The 18394-nt window shown below is 42.2% G+C and carries 18 protein-coding genes; 13 read left to right on the top strand and 5 right to left on the bottom strand.

The window, feature by feature from the left end; all coding sequences use genetic code 11:
* Positions 1-57: 57 nt before the first annotated feature.
* The 4 genes from U0035_RS06685 to U0035_RS06670 form a co-directional block, all read right to left on the bottom strand.
* On the bottom strand, positions 58-1194 hold the full coding sequence (locus U0035_RS06685) for a multinuclear nonheme iron-dependent oxidase (RefSeq protein WP_114789236.1): 1137 nt from the start codon (positions 1192-1194) through the stop codon (positions 58-60).
* A gap of 14 nt (positions 1195-1208) precedes the next feature.
* Positions 1209-1379, bottom strand: a complete 171-nt coding sequence (locus U0035_RS06680; RefSeq protein WP_162817744.1) for a chryseobasin-related MNIO class RiPP peptide — start codon at positions 1377-1379, stop codon at positions 1209-1211.
* Positions 1380-1458: 79 nt separating this feature from the next.
* Entirely contained in the window at positions 1459-2178 is a 720-nt protein-coding gene (locus U0035_RS06675; RefSeq protein WP_245957585.1) for a DUF4294 domain-containing protein, read from the bottom strand.
* Between the two features lie 112 nt (positions 2179-2290).
* On the bottom strand, positions 2291-3037 hold the full coding sequence (locus U0035_RS06670) for a DUF92 domain-containing protein (RefSeq protein WP_245957584.1): 747 nt from the start codon (positions 3035-3037) through the stop codon (positions 2291-2293).
* Positions 3038-3325: 288 nt separating this feature from the next.
* Between U0035_RS06670 and U0035_RS06665 the strand changes: the two genes are divergently transcribed.
* The 9 genes from U0035_RS06665 (at position 3326) to bshC (ending at position 13396) form a co-directional block, all read left to right on the top strand.
* Positions 3326-4207: a prephenate dehydratase gene (locus tag U0035_RS06665; protein WP_245957582.1), complete on the top strand. Its 882-nt coding sequence runs from the start codon at positions 3326-3328 to the stop codon at positions 4205-4207.
* Positions 4198-5352 (top strand): pyridoxal phosphate-dependent aminotransferase, encoded by a 1155-nt coding sequence (locus U0035_RS06660; RefSeq protein ID WP_114789235.1) that lies wholly within the window; start codon positions 4198-4200, stop codon positions 5350-5352. Before U0035_RS06665 ends, U0035_RS06660 begins: the two co-directional genes overlap by 10 nt.
* 33 nt (positions 5353-5385) lie before the next feature.
* Positions 5386-6237, top strand: a complete 852-nt coding sequence (locus U0035_RS06655; RefSeq protein ID WP_114789707.1) for a prephenate dehydrogenase — start codon at positions 5386-5388, stop codon at positions 6235-6237.
* 119 nt (positions 6238-6356) lie between these two features.
* Positions 6357-7445, top strand: coding sequence for a chorismate mutase (locus tag U0035_RS06650; protein WP_114789234.1), 1089 nt, complete (start codon positions 6357-6359; stop codon positions 7443-7445).
* 136 nt (positions 7446-7581) lie between these two features.
* The gene (aroB, locus tag U0035_RS06645) at positions 7582-8598 is read left to right on the top strand and encodes a 3-dehydroquinate synthase (protein ID WP_114789233.1); all 1017 of its coding nucleotides are present in this window, start codon (positions 7582-7584) and stop codon (positions 8596-8598) included.
* A gap of 167 nt (positions 8599-8765) precedes the next feature.
* The gene (gene aroA / locus U0035_RS06640) at positions 8766-10109 is read left to right on the top strand and encodes a 3-phosphoshikimate 1-carboxyvinyltransferase (RefSeq protein ID WP_114789232.1); all 1344 of its coding nucleotides are present in this window, start codon (positions 8766-8768) and stop codon (positions 10107-10109) included.
* Between the two features lie 80 nt (positions 10110-10189).
* Complete coding sequence (locus U0035_RS06635) at positions 10190-11182, top strand: chorismate synthase (protein ID WP_114789231.1); 993 nt, start codon at positions 10190-10192, stop codon at positions 11180-11182.
* Positions 11183-11295: 113 nt separating this feature from the next.
* On the top strand, positions 11296-11556 hold the full coding sequence (locus U0035_RS06630) for a GlsB/YeaQ/YmgE family stress response membrane protein (protein ID WP_114789706.1): 261 nt from the start codon (positions 11296-11298) through the stop codon (positions 11554-11556).
* A 235-nt stretch (positions 11557-11791) separates the two neighbouring features.
* Entirely contained in the window at positions 11792-13396 is a 1605-nt protein-coding gene (gene bshC / locus U0035_RS06625; protein WP_114789230.1) for a bacillithiol biosynthesis cysteine-adding enzyme BshC, read from the top strand.
* Here the strand turns inward: bshC and purE are convergent.
* Positions 13393-13905, bottom strand: a complete 513-nt coding sequence (gene purE, locus U0035_RS06620) for a 5-(carboxyamino)imidazole ribonucleotide mutase (protein ID WP_114789229.1) — start codon at positions 13903-13905, stop codon at positions 13393-13395. The two genes, bshC and purE, sit on opposite strands and share 4 nt — an antisense overlap.
* Positions 13906-14136: 231 nt before the next feature.
* On the opposite strand from purE, the gene U0035_RS06615 reads away from it, so the two are divergent.
* The 4 genes from U0035_RS06615 (at position 14137) to trpD (ending at position 18374) form a co-directional block, all read left to right on the top strand.
* Positions 14137-14877: a murein L,D-transpeptidase catalytic domain family protein gene (locus tag U0035_RS06615; RefSeq protein WP_114789228.1), complete on the top strand. Its 741-nt coding sequence runs from the start codon at positions 14137-14139 to the stop codon at positions 14875-14877.
* Positions 14878-15292: 415 nt separating this feature from the next.
* Entirely contained in the window at positions 15293-16708 is a 1416-nt protein-coding gene (locus tag U0035_RS06610; protein WP_114789227.1) for an anthranilate synthase component I family protein, read from the top strand.
* A gap of 65 nt (positions 16709-16773) precedes the next feature.
* On the top strand, positions 16774-17343 hold the full coding sequence (locus U0035_RS06605; RefSeq protein WP_114789226.1) for an anthranilate synthase component II: 570 nt from the start codon (positions 16774-16776) through the stop codon (positions 17341-17343).
* Positions 17344-17381: 38 nt separating this feature from the next.
* Positions 17382-18374 (top strand): anthranilate phosphoribosyltransferase, encoded by a 993-nt coding sequence (gene trpD, locus U0035_RS06600; protein ID WP_114789225.1) that lies wholly within the window; start codon positions 17382-17384, stop codon positions 18372-18374.
* Positions 18375-18394 lie beyond the last annotated feature (20 nt).

Genomic DNA, 18394 nt, shown 5'->3' with positions numbered 1-18394 from the left:
TAGTATTAGGAGAAAATTATCAACCGGCCAAATTTTCAGCAAATCATTGAGATGGATCTAGTCAAAACCGTTTTTCCATTTTTGAGCAATATTGATCGCTGTTTCCAGCATGGCTTCATCCCAATATTCTATTTTCCACGCCGATTGTGCTAAGCTAGAACGCTTTAGCAGGCGAATAGCATCGTTTACACTTTCAGCATTTTCAAAAATATCGGAGAGCTCTTGTTGCTGTAAGCCTAATAAAGGGTCTTCAGTGGGAGTGGAAAATACTCGCTGTCCCATGGGGGGGAGAAACGGATCAGGGCTCCCATCTTTTTTATTCTTTTGAGCTGACTGGACAATTGCTCGCATTCGATAGAAATCTTTTTGAAATTGCAGGCGGCTTTCGGGTGTAGTGAGCCCGTTGCCTAACTGTTCTAATACTACAAATTTTAAATTGGGGCATCGCGGGAGCGTTTTTTCAAGAAATCCGAAAACCGTTTCAGGAACGGCATCATCATGAGTATCCCTTCTTATGGTTCTTGCTGGCTGTACAGATACCGGTTCCCAACTACCTCCGGAGATATGTATTTCCCTAACCTTGTCCAGGGGGTAATACTTTATCAATGTGTCAAAAGGAATATTAAAATTGTGAGACTGGCAATAAAAATTATGAAGATCAAGGATAATAAAGCCATTAACACTTTCAATTAGTTCCAGCAAAAAAGAGCCATGCCTTTTTACTTCTTCAGCAGAACAGGCGAAAGCGAGGTTTTCCAAACCTACCGGGCAATTGCAGGCATCCTGGATGCGTTGAAGCCGGTCTATACCTATACGCATTGTAGAAGCAGTAAGAGGGACGCTTAGGGGAGCTCCTTTATGGAAGTCGCTACCCGTCATAAAACCAAAATGCTCGGTGATATGGTCGAACCTGAACTGCTTCGAAAGCGCTTTAAGCTTTAATAACCAGTTTTCCTGCTCTTTAGACCAGTTGCCTGAAAAAAGCGAGAAAAATACGCCATGCCCTATAAGCCTGCCTTGCGAACTATAGGCTTGCAATAGTTCGGTAAACCAGGCGGGTATAACTTCTTTGCTGAAAATGGTGTCAAAAGCCCATTCAATAGCCTCTACTTTTTCAGACTCGAAAAGCGGGAGGCAGGCCGCCAGTATATCATTATCCAGATTACAGGCAATGGATGAGAAAATTTCAGGCATGGTATTTTAAATGATTAACCCATTCCACAACCAGGGCATCCATATAGCAAAGCTTTTTCTCTTTCTTTTGCAGCTTTCTTCTCTTCTCTCTTCTTTTCCATTTTTTCTTTAGAACAGGACGGGGCAGCTACTCCTATTGTTACGGCTGCAGCAATCATAATAAGCAGTGACTTTTCCAATTTCATAGATGTTAATTTTAACTGATTGGTATTGTCTATAATACGCAAATGAATTACGGAGTGCAACAGGTTGGGGAAAATAAAATTATTGCCTGATATATGCAGGATTCTGATAGGGGTTGTTATACCAGCTGGCATCAATTTCTCTTACGAAGTTCTCAATATCACGGTCAAAATTGTCTTTCAGGTTATAGTCCTGCTTCAGGCTGCCTCCGTAAAAGAAAGCAACGGTTTGGTATAAACGGGCATTCAACCCCCCTTTGTATTCTTTTAAAATTTCGTAGCAGTTATTGCCGGTTTGCCGGTTGATCAGCTTCATCAGTACTTTCCCCTGGTATACCGAAAGATTGGTCAGCGGGTCTGCAAATTGCTTTTTGAGTTCCTTTTCTTTCGCCTTTATCAGTGCTTTTTTGTCCTTTTTCTTGTCCAGCTTCTCTGCCTCCAGGTTGATCTGGTTAATGGTATTGCCGGCAATGCGGGCATAAGGATAACATACATATACGGCATTTCTCAGCCGGTTATATTCTTTTTTCACCTGCTCCAGTTTTGCCGGGGGGAGTTTGGATATCCATACGTTTTCCTCCTCGGTAAAAGGCAGCATTTTAAATGAGTTGTAGTCGGTTCCGTACCAGATCGCGCCAATTTTGGTAAGGTCATTAGGCCCCCAGTCTTTCATGATCTCCTGCATGCTGGGTCTCGGAGGGATACGCACGCTATCGGCCGGCGGAGCCGTTTGCGCACGGGTATGCCATACAAAAGCTGTAGCAGTTAGTGCGCAGAAACAATATTTCCAAAGGGTTTTCAACTTCACAAAGTTAATTGCAATCGGGATAATTAATAAAGCTCAACAGCGTAAATTAGAACAAAATAATACTAACAGTTAGTTAAAGTATGGCTTGCGTGGCTCAAGACAAAAATCATGATCTCATTAAGTTCAGAATCAATATAAAAACAGCTGCAGCACAGGTATTGAAAAAATTGACCGCATTATTGCTGATATACCCGGTGTTTTCCAGGGTAGCTCCTAAAATGGAATCGATAAAATTACCCAAGGTGCCGGCGATGACAATGAAGAGCAGATCAATGCTCCAGCCCTGCCAAAAGGCATAAATAACTGAAATGATGCAACTCCCGGTACATCCTGCCAGCGTGCCCTCCAGGCTGATAACACCATTGGCGCCCCCGGTAGCTTTTTTTAAGGATAGTATATGGTAAAAACGCTTACCGTACACATTTCCCAGTTCGGAGGATATGGTATCAGCCGTAGCAGATGCAAAGCAGGCCGCAATAATTAATGGGGCATCCGGTCTTAACTCAGGAAGTATCCAGGTGATCAGGCCCGTGATAGCTGCCATACCCGCGTTGGCAAAAACCTGTGCCGCGGTTCTTTTACCTTTTTGAGCTTCAGCTAACCCCTCCGATATTTTTTGATCCAGTTTCCACGAGGTGGCCAGTACACCCAGAACGAAAAAAGCAGCCATCAGGGTAATGCCTGCAAATCCCGCTCCCGCATAAATACAACAACTCAATATACCGCCGGTTATGGCAGCAGGTGGTGTTAATTTTTTAAACACAACACTGGCCACCATACCTGACAATATAACCAGTAAAAATATCCGGAAGTCGGGGTGCATCATCATGCAAGATAGGCCACTGTACTGCATTTTAGGCTACCAGTTGTTAGTTTTTGGCCCGGGCATGTTGCTCAAACGTTTGCATAAAAATATATTTGGTTATTTGATTTTATCATTTAAATTTGCGGTACAATGAAAGCAACTCGATTTTTTACCGGTTTTTATTTTAGCTTCTTTTTTGAAATGAAGCCGGGAATGCTTTAGTTGAAATCAAACAAATAAAAAATAATCAACATAAAAAGAATCCTGGCAAAGAAAGCCGGGATTTTTTTTTAGCACTTATACCCGGGGCTCGCAGGAATAAGTAAAAGTTATACAATGGTGCCAAAAGCTGACAGTTCGCAGGAACAAACCGTAAGTAAACCAAACAGCACGCCTCATATGGCGATCCAGGGCTTTGAAGGATGTTTTCATCAGCAGGCCGCCAATCATTTTTTTAACAAGAACGTAACGGTGGAATGTTGTACCACTTTTAAAGATGTGATGGCTGCAGCAAAAGATGCCGAACGTACAGACGGCTGTATCATGGCTATTGAAAATTCCATAGCGGGCAGTATCCTCGCCAACTACAATTTGATACAGGGCAGTAACCTGAAGATCGTGGGAGAAGTATATATGCAGATCCACCAGAACCTGTTGGTAAACCACGGTGTAACGCTGGAAGATATAAAAGAAGTACACTCGCATACCATGGCCCTGCAGCAGTGTTATGAATACCTGGACCAGTACAAGTGGAAACTGGTAGAGAGTGATGACACCGCTTTAAGCGCCAAACATATTGCTCAATATAAAAGCAAGCATACTGCCGCTATCGCCAGCAGCCTGGCGGCGGAGATCTATGACCTAAATGTTATTGCTCCCAAAATACAAACCTTAAAAAAGAACTATACCCGTTTCCTGGTTCTTAAAAGGCCGGAAGATATTGAAGAACCTCAAACCGGGAATAAAGCGTCGATCAATTTTCAGACGATTCACAAGGAAGGGGCGCTGGCAAGGGTTTTAGGAGTGATGGCCATACATAAAGTAAACATGTCGAAGCTGCAAAGCTTCCCTATTCCCGGTTCAGAATTCAAGTACCAGTTTCATGCAGACCTTGAATTTGACAATATAAAAACTTTTGAAAGGGTAATTGAAAAATTAAAACCATTAACAGAAGCTATTAAAATTTACGGCATTTATAATAAAGGCATATGGAAGTAGCAAAAAGATTGCAGGGGGTAGGAGAGTATTACTTTTCTCAGAAACTGCGGGAAATAGATGAGCTGAATAAGCAGGGAAAGAATATTGTGAACCTGGGTATTGGGAGTCCCGATCTTCCCCCACACCCGGATGTGGTAAAGGTATTATTTGGAGAAGCCCAAAAACCTAATGTGCACGGTTACCAGAATTATAAAGGGAGCCCCGTTTTAAGGAAGGCGTTTGCTGACTGGTACCAGCACTGGTATGGGGTAGCATTAAATGCAGATACAGAGGTTTTGCCGTTGATTGGGAGTAAGGAGGGCATCATGCATATTTGTATGACCTATTTAAACGAGGGCGATGCGGTTTTGGTGCCCAACCCGGGATATCCTACTTATCGCAGTAATGTGACGATTGCCGGAGGTGTTTGTATCGATTATGACCTGAAGGAAGAAAATAATTACCAGCCGGATTTTGAAGCTATTGAAGCGGCGGACCTGAGCAAGGTAAAATTGTTCTTTGTGAATTACCCGCAAATGCCCACAGGTCAGCAGCCGGATAAGCAGGTGTTTGAAAAGTTGATCGCCTTTGCGCGTAAACACAGTATTTTGATTGTACATGATAATCCGTACAGCTTTATCCTGAATGAAGAGCCCACCAGTCTATTGAGCATTGAAGGTGCAAAGGACGTTGTTATTGAATTGAACTCTCTAAGTAAGTCACATAATATGGCCGGCTGGCGGGTAGGTGTTCTTTGTGGTGCTGCCGAAAGAATTAACGAAGTACTTCGTTTTAAGAGTAATATGGATAGCGGTATGTTCCTGCCTCTGCAGCTGGCTGCTGCGAAAGCTTTAACATTGGGTAAAGACTGGCATGATGAGGTAAACGCCATTTACAGGGAGAGAAGAGAAAAGGTTTTTCAATTACTGGATCTGTTAGGCGCGGTGTATTCGAAAAACCAGGTGGGCATGTTTGTATGGGCTAAAATACCGGCGGGTTATAAAGATGGTTATGCAATAGCAGACGATGTGCTATATAAAGCGAATGTGTTTATTACCCCAGGTGGTATTTTCGGAAGCGCGGGCGATGAGTATATAAGAATTAGTCTTTGTGGATCGGTGGAACGATTTGATGAAGCAATTAAAAGAATAAAAGCAGGGTTATAATAAAGGCTGCATAGCAGCGAAATGTTTAGTGGCATGAACAACCGGAAAAAAATAGCAATTGTAGGAGTGGGGCTTATTGGCGGATCAATGGCTTTGCAGTTGCACGAGAAAAAGCTTTCCTCGCGGTTAATTGGTGTGGAAGCCAGTGCGCAACATGCAGAGCAGGCTCTTGAATATGAACTGGTGGATGAGGTATTGCCGCTAGACGAAGCGATTATAGCTGCCGACGTCATTGTATTGGCAGTTCCTGTAAACGTGCAGGTAAACCTGCTGCCACAGATCCTGGATAAGGTGACTGACCAGATTGTAATGGACATGGGGTCTACCAAATCTGACCTGATTGCTGCCGTCCAAAATCATCCCAGGCGCGGACGCTATGTAGCTTCGCATCCCATGTGGGGTACAGAATATAGTGGTCCGGCTGCCGCAGTAAGAGGTGCATTTGAAGGAAAGGCGGTGATTATTTGCAATCGCAGCGAAAGCGATGCCGATGCGGTAGAATGGGTTGAGAAAATGTACCAGAAAATAGGCATGCGCGTGACAGATATGGATGCACGTGCGCATGATTTACACGTGGCTTATGTAAGTCATATCTCTCATATAACCTCATTCGCACTGGCTAATACTGTATTGGAAAAGGAAAAGGTGGAGAGCGCTATTTTCCAGATAGCATCAGCAGGTTTTGAAAGTACAGTGCGTCTGGCAAAAAGTAACCCGGCTATGTGGGTGCCTATTTTCCTGCAGAATAAGGAAAATATACTGGATGTATTATCAGAGCATATCGACCAGCTTACAAAATTTAAAGATTATATCGCTAATAGTGACCAGGAAAACTTACAGTCGTTAATAGCGGATGCTAATAAAATAAAAAGAATCATCAAATAAACAATTAAATTTGCCGGATGAAAAATTGATTAAAAACTATTCAATGTTTTCACTATAAATGAATAAATTTTAAAAAAAATTCTTTCGGTTATTAAATAAACATCAATAATTATATTTCAATGAGCACTCAGCAGGTTTCATCAAAAGAAAAAATCCAGGAACTATGGGCTAAAAGACCGATCATCGTAAGCGGTCCTTGCAGCGCCGAAACAGAAGAGCAGGTGTTGGAAACAGCACAGCAATTAGCAGCAACCGGTAAAGTAGATATGTTACGCGCTGGTATCTGGAAGCCACGTACCAAACCCGGTATGTTCGAAGGTATAGGAGCCAAAGGTTTACCCTGGTTACAAAAAGCCAAACAGATTACGGGGTTACCTACTGCTATTGAAGTGGCGACTGCCAAACAGGTACAGGATGCTTTAACTTTTGATGTTGACGTGCTTTGGATAGGTGCCCGTACTACGGTGAACCCTTTCAGTGTTCAGGAAGTAGCAGATGCCTTACGTGGTGTAGATGTACCGGTATTGGTGAAAAACCCGATCAACCCTGATCTGGAATTGTGGGCTGGTGGTGTAGAAAGGATTGCCCGTGCCGGTATTAAAAACCTGGGTTTAATTCACCGTGGTTTTTCTTCTTATGGTAATACCCAATACCGTAACGCACCCATGTGGCACCTGGCTATTGAAATGAAATTAAAATACCCTGAACTGCCGATCTTTAACGACCCGTCTCATATCTGTGGTAAGCGCGATAACCTGTTAGAGGTTTCTCAAAAAGCTATTGACCTGGATTATGATGGTTTGATGATCGAAAGCCATATCGATCCGGATAATGCATGGAGCGATGCAAAACAGCAGGTAACCCCCGCTCGTTTGAAAGAAATGATGGAAGCGATCATCTGGAGAAAAGAAGATGTGGACAACCAGGACTACCACCAGGCTTTGGAAAAATTACGTCAGCAAATCAACCACCTGGACGATGAAATGTTGCAAATACTGGCACAACGTATGAAAATTGCTGATCAGATCGGTCAATATAAAAAGGATAATAACATCACTATTTTACAGCCGGGCCGTTGGCAGGAAATTATTGAAAAGACAGCCGCCCGTGGTGAAAAACTGGGATTAAGCCGCGACTTTTTGAATAAGTACTTAGATGCGGTTCACCTGGAAAGTATCAACCACCAGAAACAGGTGTTAGACGCCTAAGTGGAAAGTACGATATTAAAGGTACGATGTACGGACAGAGATGATAAGGTCGTACATCGTACATCTTACATCGTACATGGTGTACGTTACATTGTACACTTTTGCTTATTTCTCCATCGTCTAAAACTTTTCAACTTTGGCTCAGACCATTAAGTTTTCCAACGCTTCTACCGATTTTTATTTTGACAGTTCTTTAAAGGAGCTTGGAAAAATAGTTGATAAACGAAGCGCGATCGTCATTACTGACGAAAATATCTTCAAAGCTCATGAATCAAAATTCAAAGGCTTTACAACCATCGTTATTCCTCCGGGAGAAGACCAGAAAAACCAATCTCTGGTTGATGGTATCATTGGACAGCTGATCGATAAAAAAGTAGACCGTAAATCAGTGCTGATCGGTGTAGGTGGAGGCGTGATTACGGACATTACAGGTTATACAGCATCGATATACATGCGTGGGATACAATTTGGTTTTGTTCCTACAACTATCCTGGGTTTGGTAGATGCATCCATTGGAGGTAAGAACGGCATTGACGTAGGTTTATATAAAAATATGGTCGGTATTATCCGCCAGCCCTCCTTCCTGTTGCATGATCTGTCTTTATTGCAGTCGTTGCCTGAAAAGGAGTGGCAGAACGGGTTTGCTGAAATTATTAAACATGCCTGTATTAAAGATGCCGCTATGTTTAAGCAGTTGGAGCAACATCGCCTGGCCGATTATATGAAGGATAAAAAATTGCTGGCTGAACTCATTCAGCGCAATGCCCTGATCAAAACCAAAGTGGTGCAGAAAGATGAATTTGAAAAAGGCGACAGGCGCTTATTGAACTATGGTCATACCATTGGCCATGCCATTGAAACACAGTATGGTTTGATGCATGGGGAAGCGGTTGCTATAGGTATGGTATACGCGGGACAGATCTCAGAGCAATTACTGGGCTTTGATAGTAAAGAGCGAGTGAAGGCTTTGATCGAAAAATACCAGTTGCCTACCTCAATTTCTTTTGACGCCAAAAAAGTATTTGAAGTTTTAGCGATGGACAAAAAACGAGTTCAGAAGGAAATGAATTTCGTGCTGCTGAATAAAATTGGAAAGGCTGTGGTACACCCTATTCCATTACAACGTTTAGAGAAAATAATTAATAAATTATAAGATAGGTTACGAGGCATATTGGTCTTGTGCTAAAAGTATTCGAACGAAACGACCATATAACATTTTTTCACATACAGTTAGACGCCCGCCTGAACAGAACGGGCAGGCATGTTCAGGACGTTCTACGACAAAAATAATCGCGGCTAAGCCGCAACAAAAAAATACGGATGAAAGTAACGATTTCCCCCTCCGCTTTAAAAGGTGATATTTTGGCCCCGGCATCTAAAAGCTCTATGCAACGTGCTTGTGCAGCGGGTTTGGTAGCAGCAAAAAGATCTGTAGTGTATAATCCGGGGCATAGCAACGATGATATAGCTGCCATGGGCATTATACAGTCTTTAGGGGCTATTATAGAGAAAGGAAATGAGGGTCTCGTGATTGATAGTACCGGTTTCTCACCAGCTGCTGAAGTTGCTTTTATGAACGGAGATCAGGGAGGTGCTATTAATTGCGGGGAAAGTGGTTTGAGCATTCGTATGTTTACGCCGCTGGCTGCTTTAACCAGCAATAAAATAACGATCAATGGCGAAGGAAGTTTGGTGACCCGGCCCATGGATTTTTTTGACGAGATCCTGCCACAGATAGGTGTTACAGTGGAATCTAACGGTGGTAAATTGCCATTAGTTATACAAGGTCCGCTACAGCCTAAAAACATCACTATCGACGGATCTTTAAGCTCACAATTTTTAACAGGCTTATTGTTGGCCTATGCCGTAGCGCCGTTTGAAGGCGACAGCGTTTCTATAAAGGTAAACAACTTGAAAAGTAAGCCTTATATAGACCTGACACTGGATGTGATGAAGAAGTTTGGCTTAAAAGTTCCTGAGAATAAGAATTATGAAGAGTTTGTTTTTCATAAAGATGCCCCTGCTACAGAAACAACATCTAACTATACAGTAGAAGGTGACTGGAGCGGCGGGGCTTTCCTGCTGGTTGCAGGCGCTATCGCAGGTAATATTTCTGTACGTGGCCTAAGCATGAGCAGCACACAGGCTGACAAAAAAATTACCGAAGCTTTGATGGCAGCTAATGCAGGCATTGCTATTGATGCTAAAGCGATTCAGCTGCATCAAACAGAGATGAACGCTTTTGAGTTCGACGCTACAGATTGCCCGGATTTATTTCCACCATTGGTAGCATTAGCGGCTTATTGTAACGGCGTGACAAAAATAAAAGGAGTGAGCCGGTTGGCGCATAAGGAAAGTGATCGCGGTATTACTTTACAGGAGGAGTTTGGTAAAATGGGCTTAAAAGTAGATCTGGATGGAGACCTGATGTATGTGCATGGCGGTAATGGTTTAAAAGGAACACTGGTACATTCTCGCCACGATCATCGCATTGCCATGGCTTGTGCGGTTGCTGCTTTAAGGGCAGAAGGTGATACGACTATTGAAGAAGCTTATGCTGTTAATAAATCTTACCCTGATTTTTACGACCATATCAAAACATTAGGCGCCCGGGTTAAAGGAGGAATTGATTTATCCGCATTAAAAGAAGGATTTAAAGGCTAGATTTTTGGCGCGTTATAAATGCATTGTACATTACATAACGTACAAATGACCTCGTACACCGTACATAAAATTAAATTATTATGAATTCTTTTGGCAGAATTTTCAGGGTGCAGATATTTGGTGAGTCTCATGGAGATGGGGTGGGTGTGGTGATCGATGGTTGCCCAGCCGGTTTGGATATTCCCGTGGAAGATTTTCTGCCCGATATGGAACGCCGGAAAGGTGGTACACAAAAAGGTGCAACACCAAGAAAAGAGGATGATATACCTATTTTCAGGAGTGGAAATTTTAATGGGAAGACAACGGGCTTTCCGATCATGATCTTTTTTGAAAACAAGAATACCCGTAGCGGCGATTATGAAAAACAGCGCAGTTTTCCACGTCCGGGCCATGCAGATTTTGTTGCCCATAAAAAGTTTGGTGGTTTTGAAGATTATCGTGGCGGCGGCCATTTTAGCGCCCGGCTAACTACTGGTTTGGTTGGAGCCGGCGTGATCGCCAAAAAACTACTGAAAGGTATTACTGTAGAAGCAAGAGTTACGGAGATTGCCGGCGAAACCGACCTGGAAAAGGGCCTCCAAAAAGGTATTGACGCGAAGGATTCGGTAGGGGGCATTATTGAATGCCGGGTAAACGGTTTACCGCTGGGTTTAGGTGAGCCGCATTTCGATTCGGTCGAGTCTTTAATAGCGCATGCAATGTTCTCTATTCCGGCAGTTAAGGGAGTGGAGTTCGGAAGTGGTTTTGCTGCAGCTAAAATGTTCGGCAGCCAGCATAATGACGCCATTGAAAATATGGATGGAAAAACAACTACCAACCATGCGGGTGGGATCGTAGGAGGTATTACGAATGGAAATGAATTAGTATTTCGCATTGCAGTAAAACCTACTGCATCAACTCCTAAACAGCAACATAGCTTAAACTGGGAAACCGGTCAAACTGAAGATTTTTCGGTAAAAGGTCGCCATGATCTTTGTGTGGCTTTGAGGGCACCCGTTATTGTAGAAGCTGCTACGGCCATAGTTTTGGCAGACCTGATGATGCAGGAGCAGAAAATTCCCCGTATAGTTTAGTATTTTTTATTGCGCATTAGGATGTGAATAAAAATACTTTAGACAAATGCTTTGGCATGTTTTTTAATAGTATATATGGTAATATAATTTACCAAACCTTAAAAATTAAAACTATGAGCATTTTGTCCTGGATACTTTTTGGTTTAATCGCTGGTGCAATAGCCAAAGCTTTACATCCCGGTAAAGACCCGGGTGGTTGGATTGTTACCATTTTAATTGGTATAGCCGGTGCTTTTGTGGGTGGATGGATAAACGGGTTAATTACTGATACACCTATTAACAGTAACTGGAGTTTAAGAGGATTTTTATTTGCTGTAGGTGGGGCTATATTGCTACTGTGGATTTATGGTATGGCTACCCGAAAACGCGGATAAATTTTGAACAATTAAAAATATGGCCACCCTTTTTGGGTGGTTTTTATTTTATAAGCCCCGCAGTGCAAAAAAACTATTTCGAAATAAAAGCGTTATAGTATTTTCATCCATGTATTTTTATCTTTTAAATAGTCAGATCCCAGCCTGAACGGAACGGGCAGGGAATTCGCCGACAGCAATGCCTAATATAAAAAATGGGAGAAATTGCGGGTTTATTTCATAAGTTATAGATAATATGAATTTTAAAGCAACCGGAATTCCTTATGGTCAAACTTATTCATTTTCCAAACTTGCGTTGGATTATTTAAATGAATCGGAAGCACTTCAGCCATTTTACGAACAATTTCCCCGGAAAGAATCTTTAGCGGCAATAATTAAAGCCAAAAGTGAGTATCAACAAAACAGGCAGCTGCTTAGCGACGCCTTACAGGCTCAATATAAAAATCTTGATCAAACCGAAGCCTTAGCCAATAATATTGAGCTATTAAAACAACCCAATACCTTCACGATCACTACAGCACATCAGCCTAATATTTTTACGGGTCCCTTATATTTCATTTATAAAATTCTCCATGCCATTAAGCTGGCGGAATATTGTCATTCCTTTTACCCCGACTACAATTTTGTACCGGTTTACTATATGGGAAGTGAAGATGCTGACCTGGATGAACTGGGTCATATTCATTTGAATGGGGAAAAACTGGTTTGGAATACCAAACAAACCGGGGCAGTGGGTAGAATGGCCATCGATGCTGAGTTGTTGCGACTTATTGACCGCATTGAGTCTGAAATAGGTGTACAGCCTCATGGAGCCGATATCATGAAAGCCGTGAGGAAATTCTATACCAGGGGAAATAATATACAAACCGCTACATTGGGTTTTGTCAATTACCTGTTTGGTAGTTACGGACTGGTGGTGGTGGTACCGGATAGCCCGGTGTTAAAGTCGGTTGCCATTGATCTCTTTAAGGATGAATTATTGAACCAGCGCTCTTCGGGGATCGTGGCTGAGACTGCGCAAAAGCTGGTGAATGCGGGGTATAAGGCGCAGGCCCATGGCAGGGATATTAATCTTTTTTACCTGAAAGATACCGGCGAACGGTTGAGGATAGAAAGAAATGAGGATGCCTGGATGGTTGTTGATAGCAATATCCGGTTCACAGAGGAAGAACTTTTTAACGAGTTGGCCTCGCATCCCGAACGGTTTAGTCCGAATGTTATCCTGCGTGGACTTTTCCAGGAAATGATATTACCTAATATCGTATTTGTTGGAGGAGGTGGAGAACTGGCTTACTGGCTGGAATTAAAAGGCATATTTAATCATTACAAAGTACCCTACCCGCTGTTGGTGTTACGCAATTCATTTTTGATTGTTAATAGCAAGCAGGTAGAAAGAATTAATAAGTTGAATTTCAGCGAACAGGAATTGTTTCTGAGCCCGTTGGGTTTGAAAAATAAATGGGTAAAGGCTAATAGCCAGCATGATCTTTCAACAGAGCAGGCACAGCTTGCTGTTAAAAGTTTATTTGAAACATTGGCTGACCAGGCGACGCCTATTGATCCCACCTTGAAAAGACATATTTATGCGTTGCAAAAACAGGGGCAAAAGAATATCGTGGAATTGGGAAAGAAATTCCTGAGAGCAGAAAAGAAGAACTACAACGATGCCATGCGACAAATTGATGTTTTAAAACAGCAATTATTTCCTCATAATAATTTACAGGAAAGAGTAGACAATATATTGCCTTACCTGGCATGTTGGGGGCCAGATCTCATTAGTACCCTATATCAAAATTCTTATGCTTTTGAGCAGCAGCTGGTGGTTCTTGCCCAGCATTAGTCGAAAGCGTTGGTATACCCTTTTTCTTTCAGGTTACCTACTTTTACCAGTACTTCTTTTTCAAGGTTTTGCTTGTACAACTCCACGTTATTACCTACCTGCTCATTCGTAGTGCCAATAATCTGGGCAGCAAGAATACCTGCATTTTTCGCGGCATTTAATGCAACTGTAGCCACGGGCACACCGTTGGGCATTTGCAGAATAGAAAGTACGCTATCCCATCCATTAATAGAGTTACTTGATTTAACCGGAACGCCAATTACCGGCAACGCTGTAATGGATGCTATCATACCGGGTAAATGGGCTGCGCCGCCGGCACCGGCAATAATTACTTTTAAACCCCTTGCTTTTGCCTGCTGTGCATATTCAACCATGCGCAAAGGTGTTCTGTGAGCCGATACAACCGTTAGCTCGTATTCAACACCCAGTTCTTTTAAGATATCTGCGGCAGCCTGCATAATATTTAGATCGCTGTCGCTGCCCATGATGATTCCAACTTCTATTGCCATATTGCAAAGGAACAATAAAAACAATTGACCTGCAAAAAACTATGCAAATTGATTCCCAGATGATTGTAAAAACATTAGGCCTAAGGGTGTTAAAATTTTCTTATAGCAGTAGAAATGGACAATAATTGCATTTTACATGCGTTTATATAGACGCCTACCGAAAATTCTACAAGTTCTTATAGAAAAACATACCGATAATTTTTAATATAAAAAAGAATTAAAGGAGAACGCATGCAATTAAAGAATTATTTGCGGCTACTAGGACTTTGTGTGTTATCAGTAGCCTTTTTATCCTGGACGATTAATAAAATAGAAGCAATTAGCGAGCCAGAAGTAGCAAAAGATATCAAAGTTTCAAATGAGCCCAGCAGTAGCGGGGCAAATGCTTTGGAGTTGGTATATGATAGCCTTGAATTAGATGATCAGGGCTTGTCGCATGAAGCATTTATTTATGCAATGAATGGTTTCAAAAAGCTGGACGAAGAAGGGGCTTTACAAAATGATTCAGTACTAACGATCATCGATTTTGACCAGCCCAGCAGCCAGAAGCGCATGTATATTATTGATGTAAAGAATTATAAAATGTTATTCAATACCTGGGTGGCTCATGGCCGGAATACGGGTAAAGAAATGGCAGAATTTTTCAGTAATACGAATGAATCGCATAAAAGCAGTTTAGGTTTTTACATTACCGATCAAACTTATAGTGGAAGCAAGGGCTATTCATTAAAGCTGAAAGGTCTTGAGCAAAACCTGAATACGAATGCGATGCGCCGGGCCATTGTTATACATGGGGCTCCTTATGTAAGTCAGTCTTTTATTGATGCGCAGGGATATATTGGCCGCAGTCATGGCTGCCCAGCTATACCAACGGCATTAACAAAGCCTATTATACAAACTATAAAAAATGGAAGTTGCCTGTTTATTTACAACAAGAGCTACAGGCCCTCTGCACATTTTTCAGTTGGGTAAATTATTCAAACCTGCGTTGCAGGTTTTTTTTATGTAGCTATTTACGATCTGCGATAGGTTGTATCCTGCAATAGGATCAAGGAGTGCTATTAATGTTCATGCAAATAAAAATTTGTCTGCAATCAATTAACTATTATATTTGTGACGATGAAAAATAAAAAGAATCTTTTTTGGTGGTGGCACGCAAACTCTAATGGGGTATTGTAATGCTGCGCATCATAAAGATGAATGATATACAAGAACCCCGGTAGTACCGGGGTTTTTTTTGGTTTCAAACGTACATTCAATTTTTTATTCGCCAATTATCGAAGAATGAATAAAACAATGAATGGGAGTTCCCCTTGGCAGGAAATCAATAAAAAAATATACAAGGAATTAAAATAAAATAATAGCCTTTGGCCTTAGCTTGATAAACATGCAAAAAATAACAATTAAAACTACCGTCACTTCCATGCTGGCTGATGTATTTACGCCAGTAGGGATATACCTGCGTTTAAGGGACAGGTTTCGGGATACCATTTTGTTGGAGAGTACAGATAATCATGTTGCTGAAAACAGCTGGTCCTTTATAGGTGTAAATGCCATTGGAGGCATTGAAATTTCCTCTGCCGAAAAAATGGAAATAAAGCTTCCCGGCCAGACTGCAGAAACGTTTCCGTTTCAGCAGCAATCATCCATCACAGATGTATTGAACGGGTTTATGCAGCGTTTTGAAATAGAGACATCGGCGAATAAAGTAGCCGCTTATGCACAGGGGCTTTATGGTTATACATCTTATGATGCGATCCGGTTTTTTGAAACGGTACCGGGTGCCGTATTCAAGGTGGATGAGGATGCCATTCCTTTAATGCGCTATCGTTTGTACCAATATGTTATAGCTATTAATCATTTCAGAGATGAATTGTTTATATGCGAAAACGAAATAGCGGGTATAGGCAGTGATAAAGCGGCATTGATGTCACTTATCCGTGGGAAGGATGTTCCGGTATACCCTTTTACAACCAGTGGTGGAGAAAGCTCGAACATGAGCGATGATGATTATCGCAATATGGTACAGCAGGGAATTGCACATTGTTACCGGGGTGATGTTTTCCAGATTGTTTTAAGCCGCAGGTTTCAGCAATCTTTTAATGGCGATGAGTTTAACGTTTATCGTGCACTGCGCAATATCAACCCGTCGCCCTACTTATTTTTCTTCGACTATGGAGATTATAAGATCATGGGTTCGTCTCCCGAATCACAGCTCATCATTAATAACGGGAAGGCGGTTGTGCATCCGATAGCGGGTACTGTAAAGCGTACCGGTGATGATAAGCAGGATGCAGCAGAGACGATACGGCTTGAAAAAGATCCGAAGGAAAATGCGGAACATGTGATGCTGGTGGATCTGGCCCGTAATGATTTGAGCAGGGGCTGTCATGATGTGAAAGTGGCACACTTCAGGGAAACACATTTTTACTCTCACGTCATACACCTGGTAAGCGAAGTAGTCGGTACGGTGAATGATACCACTAACGCATTCGAGCTGCTGGCAAAAACTTTCCCGGCGGGCACTTTAAGTGGTGCTCCCAAGATAAAAGCCATGCAGCTGATCAACCAGTATGAGCCTACTTTGCGTAGCTACTATGGCGGAGCTGTTGGTTTTATGGGCTTTGACGGAAGCTGTAACCAGGCTATAATGATCCGTACTTTCCTTAGCCGGAATAATACTTTATACTACCAGGCCGGTGCGGGTGTGGTAGCCGCCAGCGTTCCGGAAAGTGAATTGCAGGAGGTGAACAATAAATTGGGGGCCTTAAAAAAGGCGATTGTAGTTGCCCAGACTATTTAGGTGCAGCACCCTGATTATGTAATACGCTACATTATAAAACTATTATTCTACATTTTACATTCAATATGAAACTTCTCGTTTTCGATAACTACGATTCTTTTACATACAATCTGGTGCACCTGGTTGAAAAAATATTACATCAGAAAGTAGATGTGTACCGCAATGACCAGATACCTTTGGAACAGGTAAAAGACTATGATAAAATAATTCTTTCCCCGGGTCCCGGTATTCCGGAAGAAGCAGGGCTGTTATTACCGCTGATCAAAGAATATGCTGCTTCCAAATCTATACTGGGTGTTTGTTTGGGGCAGCAGGCTATTGGCGAGGCCTTTGGCGGAAAGCTCACGAATCTTTCAAAAGTATATCACGGCATTGCTACTCCCTGCAAAATTATAAAATCGGGTGTTGAGCTATTTGCGGGATTAAGCGAAGAGTTCGAAGTAGGCCGCTATCATTCCTGGGTAGTTTCAAGAGACGGATTTCCTGGTGAGTTAGAAATTACGGCTGTAGATGAAAATGATATGATCATGGCATTACAGCATAAAACTTATGATGTGCGTGGTGTACAATTTCACCCCGAAAGTGTATTAACGCCGCAGGGAGAGCAGATATTAAGAAACTGGTTGAAAAAATAAGAGACAGGATATTGATTATTGGATATTGAACAATTCAAATGAAAAAAATATTAAGCTTATTATTTGAGCATAAAACACTGGACCGGCAGACTGCTAAAGAGGCATTGGTGAATATCGGTAAAGGCGTCTATAATGAACATGAAGTAACGGCTTTTATGACCGTATTCCTGATGCGTAGTATTTCATTGCAGGAGCTGCAAGGCTTCCAGGACGCATTGCTGGAACTTTGTGTGCGTGTTGATTTTAGCGGTTTAACCACCCTGGACATTGTGGGTACCGGTGGCGATGGGAAGAATACTTTTAACATCTCTACCTTATCCTGCTTTATTGTTGCCGGCGCTGGTGTTAAGGTAAGCAAGCATGGTAATTATGGAGCATCCGCAATCAGCGGCTCGTCCAACGTGATAGAATCAATGGGATATAGGTTCAAGAACGACGGTGATGCACTTCGGAAGGAGCTGGAGGAAGCCAATATCTGTTTTCTCCATGCACCGTTATTTCACCCTGCTTTAAAAAACGTGGGACCGATACGTAAAAATCTGGGCATGCGTACTTTTTTCAATATGCTTGGCCCTTTGGTAAACCCGGCTTTTCCTGCTTACAGCATTATAGGCGTTTATAGCCTGGAGATGGCACGGTTGTATAACTACCTCTTGCAACAGCAGTCTAATCAATTTGCAATAGTGCATGGACTGGATGGTTATGATGAAGTGTCCCTCACGGGTGATAGTAAACTATTAACGCCACAGGGAGAAAAGATACTATCTGCTATTCAATTAGCCGGGCTGGAAGTGAAGCCGGAAGCTATATCAGGTGGCAGTACGGTGGCCGAAGCCGCACAAATATTTAAATCTATTTTGGAAGGTAATGGCACACCCGAACAGGAAGCTGTGGTGTTAGCTAATGCAGCCATTGCCTTGCAGGTAACAGATGAGTTTACCGGCTATGATGACGCTTTTGCCGCAGCAAAGGAAAGTCTGAGATCGGGTAAGGCCAATGCCTGCTTACAAAAGTTAATTTCTTTACAATAAATAAGTCGTATTAAGATTCT

Source organism: Niabella yanshanensis, assembly GCF_034424215.1.
In the GTDB taxonomy this organism is placed as follows: domain Bacteria; phylum Bacteroidota; class Bacteroidia; order Chitinophagales; family Chitinophagaceae; genus Niabella; species Niabella yanshanensis.
This window is presented reverse-complemented; position numbering and strand designations above follow the sequence as displayed.

Excerpts from the sequence above, each read along its gene's own strand:
- U0035_RS06685 (WP_114789236.1), bottom strand. The coding sequence starts at position 1,194 with ATGCCTGAAATTTTCTCATCCATTGCCTGTAATCTGGATAATGATATA.
- U0035_RS06680 (WP_162817744.1), bottom strand. The coding sequence starts at position 1,379 with ATGAAATTGGAAAAGTCACTGCTTATTATGATTGCTGCAGCCGTAACA.
- U0035_RS06670 (WP_245957584.1), bottom strand. The coding sequence starts at position 3,037 with ATGCAGTACAGTGGCCTATCTTGCATGATGATGCACCCCGACTTCCGG.
- U0035_RS06665 (WP_245957582.1), top strand. The coding sequence starts at position 3,326 with ATGGTGCCAAAAGCTGACAGTTCGCAGGAACAAACCGTAAGTAAACCA.
- U0035_RS06660 (WP_114789235.1), top strand. The coding sequence starts at position 4,198 with ATGGAAGTAGCAAAAAGATTGCAGGGGGTAGGAGAGTATTACTTTTCT.
- U0035_RS06655 (WP_114789707.1), top strand. The coding sequence starts at position 5,386 with ATGAACAACCGGAAAAAAATAGCAATTGTAGGAGTGGGGCTTATTGGC.
- U0035_RS06650 (WP_114789234.1), top strand. The coding sequence starts at position 6,357 with ATGAGCACTCAGCAGGTTTCATCAAAAGAAAAAATCCAGGAACTATGG.
- aroA (WP_114789232.1), top strand. The coding sequence starts at position 8,766 with ATGAAAGTAACGATTTCCCCCTCCGCTTTAAAAGGTGATATTTTGGCC.
- U0035_RS06635 (WP_114789231.1), top strand. The coding sequence starts at position 10,190 with ATGAATTCTTTTGGCAGAATTTTCAGGGTGCAGATATTTGGTGAGTCT.
- U0035_RS06630 (WP_114789706.1), top strand. The coding sequence starts at position 11,296 with ATGAGCATTTTGTCCTGGATACTTTTTGGTTTAATCGCTGGTGCAATA.
- bshC (WP_114789230.1), top strand. The coding sequence starts at position 11,792 with ATGAATTTTAAAGCAACCGGAATTCCTTATGGTCAAACTTATTCATTT.
- purE (WP_114789229.1), bottom strand. The coding sequence starts at position 13,905 with ATGGCAATAGAAGTTGGAATCATCATGGGCAGCGACAGCGATCTAAAT.
- U0035_RS06615 (WP_114789228.1), top strand. The coding sequence starts at position 14,137 with ATGCAATTAAAGAATTATTTGCGGCTACTAGGACTTTGTGTGTTATCA.
- U0035_RS06610 (WP_114789227.1), top strand. The coding sequence starts at position 15,293 with ATGCAAAAAATAACAATTAAAACTACCGTCACTTCCATGCTGGCTGAT.
- U0035_RS06605 (WP_114789226.1), top strand. The coding sequence starts at position 16,774 with ATGAAACTTCTCGTTTTCGATAACTACGATTCTTTTACATACAATCTG.
- trpD (WP_114789225.1), top strand. The coding sequence starts at position 17,382 with ATGAAAAAAATATTAAGCTTATTATTTGAGCATAAAACACTGGACCGG.